Source organism: Ruminococcus sp. 1001136sp1_2201st1_G3_2201SCRN_220225 (assembly GCF_040924365.1).
Taxonomy (GTDB): domain Bacteria; phylum Bacillota; class Clostridia; order Lachnospirales; family Lachnospiraceae; genus Blautia_A; species Blautia_A faecis.
On the sequence record NZ_JBCOME010000125.1, the window covers coordinates 1 to 2,933 of the forward strand.

Genomic DNA, 2,933 nt, shown 5'->3' on the forward strand with positions numbered 1-2,933 from the left:
AAATAAAAAGAAAAGAAGTTTTAAAAGAAAAATGGTGCTGGGCATAACACCCAACACCAAGTTTGTCTACAGTCTGAGACAGCCCGATATTTTCGGGCTGTCTGTCATTGGATTAAGGAAAGATATGAGGCAGGAAATACAGTCATTTTTTGCAGCATATCTTTTTTTGTATCATTTTGTCTATATTTTAAAGAATCCTGTTCATGTACAGGGGTTCATCAGTTGGTTATACTAATAAAAAGCGGATGTGATAGTTTATGCAGAAGAAAATCCGGCCGAATACCGGAATTTTCTTCTGGCATTAGCGGCAAACTTTATAATAGTTTGCGTAGAAATTCATCACATATAAGATATAAGCTTTTAAATTTTTCATTTCGTTCACCTCTTTTCTTAACTTACAAGTGCATTATAGATCACCTGAAAGCGGATTACGTGCCAAATGAAAAGAAAAAACAGACAAAATTTGCAGAGGAGAGAAATTATGTTTCCGGTTTATGAAGAGAAAAAAGAAAACCTGCATTTACATTCCCGTATTGCCAGACATGAATCCCCTCATCTGCACAATTCAGTTGAATTCATCTATCTTACAGAAGGATGTTTGGAGCTTGGAATGGGCCAGGAACTCTTTCACATGGAGGAAGGTGATTTTGCAGTCCTTTTTCCGGAAGTGATCCATCACTGCCAGGTCTTTTCAGGAGAGAATAATAAGGCATGCTATCTGTGGGCGCAGCCCATACTTTGCGGACAATTTGCTTCTGTTATGCAGAAATACTGTCCGAAAAATCCTGTGATTAAAAAGCCACAGGTCCACCGGGACATTGTAAATGCAATTCGGTGCCTGAAGCTCGATAAAAAGGAGCAAAATCCTAACCTTGTTGTGGAACAGGCTTATGTGCAGATCCTTTTGGCCAGAAGTATCCCGGCATTTAACTTACAGGAAAAGAGCAGTGTGGAGAGCAATGATATCATTTATCAGACGGTCTCCTATATTGCAAAACATTTTAAAGAAGAAATGTCCCTGGAAAAGATGGCAAGAGATATGGGAGTAAGTAAATTTACACTTTCGCGTGTCTTTTCCGGAACTTTTCATAGAAATTTTAACCAATATTTAAATGAACAGAGATTAAACTATGTCTGTGTTCATTTAGAGTGTACTGACAAAAGCATTACGGACATTTCCATGGATGCAGGATTTGAAAGTCAGCGGACTTTTAACCGGGTTTTCAGGGAACGCTACAAAATGACACCAAGAGAATACCGGAATCTGTACAGAGAAAAGTTTGTTCTGCAAAATGAAATCATATAGAAAAGAGAGGATAAAAATATGCTGAGTGAGAGTATTGCAAAACTGGTACAGTATGGAGTCGAGACGGGACTGATACCAGAATGTGAGAGAAATTACACAACAAATCTTCTGCTGGATGTATTTTACGAGGATGATTACACTGCATCGGAACAGGAATTTCAGAACATTGAACTTGAGAAGGTTCTGGATGAACTGTTAAAAGAGGCAATTGATCGGGGATTGATTGAAGACAGTGTTGTCTATAAAGACCTGTTTGATACCAGACTGATGAATTGCCTCATGCCACGACCTGCAGAAGTACAGACAACGTTCTGGAAAAAATATGGGGAGAATCCAAAAGCAGCGACGGATTATTTTTATAAACTGAGTCAGGACAGCAATTATATTCGTCGTTACAGGGTAAAGAAAGACCAGAAATGGACAGTAGACAGTGAATATGGAAACCTTGATATTACCATCAACCTTTCAAAACCGGAAAAGGATCCAAAAGCAATCGCAGCAGCCAGAAATGTAAAATCCGGAAGCTACCCGAAATGTCTTCTTTGTCCGGAAAATGAAGGCTATGCCGGAAGAGTCAACCACCCGGCAAGACAGAATCACAGGATCATTCCGATTACGATCAATGACAGCCCATGGGGATTCCAGTACTCACCCTATGTATATTATAACGAGCACTGCATCGTGTTTAATTCCTGTCACACCCCCATGAAGATTGAACGAAACACATTTGTGAAGCTGTTTGATTTTGTAAAACTGTTTCCACATTATTTCCTGGGCTCCAATGCAGACCTTCCAATTGTAGGCGGTTCTATTTTAAGCCATGACCATTTCCAGGGAGGACATTATACCTTCGCAATGGCTAAGGCACCGATTGAAAAGCATGTGACCATTCCTGGATTTGAGAATGTGGAAGCGGGAATTGTAAAGTGGCCGTTATCAGTGCTCCGTATCCGTCATAAAAATCCAGAACGGTTGATTGACCTTGCAACACATGTGCTGCAGGCATGGAGAGGCTATACAGATGAAGCAGCCTTTGTATTTGCCAATACGGACGGAGAGCCACATAATACCATAACCCCAATTGCCCGTAAAGTGGAAGATGTATACGAGCTGGATCTGACACTTCGCAATAATATTACGACGAAAGAACATCCACCTGGTGTATATCATCCACATGCACAGTACCATCATATTAAAAAGGAAAATATCGGGCTGATCGAGGTAATGGGGCTTGCAGTTCTTCCGACCCGATTAAAAGAAGAGTTGGAGCTTTTAGAGGAATACATTTTATCTGGAAAAGATATTTCTTCAAATGAAAAAATAGCAAAGCATGAGGACTGGGTGAAAGAATTGCTGGAAAAATATCCGGATATTAATGCAGAGAACATTCAAGCAATTCTTCAAAAAGAAGTAGGACTGGTATTTGTACATGTGCTGGAAGATGCCGGAGTTTATAAATGCACACCAAAAGGAAGAGAAGATTTTATGCGTTTTGTGGACAGTTTATAGGACGTATTCTGATCGTGATTATAATGAATGCTGTAGTATGAAGTACAAAACTACAGAACAAGAAAATATTTTATAACAGCAGTTGCAGCCGGTATCTCATGATATATAAAATGAGAAT

Annotated in this window: 2 protein-coding genes; both read left to right on the plus strand. The window is 39.5% G+C overall.

Annotated features, from left to right (window positions below):
• Window positions 1-481: 481 nt before the first annotated feature.
• Window positions 482-1,306, plus strand: a complete 825-nt coding sequence (locus tag AB5642_RS20100) for an AraC family transcriptional regulator (RefSeq protein ID WP_021925437.1) — start codon at window positions 482-484, stop codon at window positions 1,304-1,306.
• A gap of 18 nt (window positions 1,307-1,324) precedes the next feature.
• Complete coding sequence (gene galT / locus AB5642_RS20105; RefSeq protein ID WP_173719498.1) at window positions 1,325-2,815, plus strand: UDP-glucose--hexose-1-phosphate uridylyltransferase; 1,491 nt, start codon at window positions 1,325-1,327, stop codon at window positions 2,813-2,815.
• Window positions 2,816-2,933: the final 118 nt, after the last annotated feature.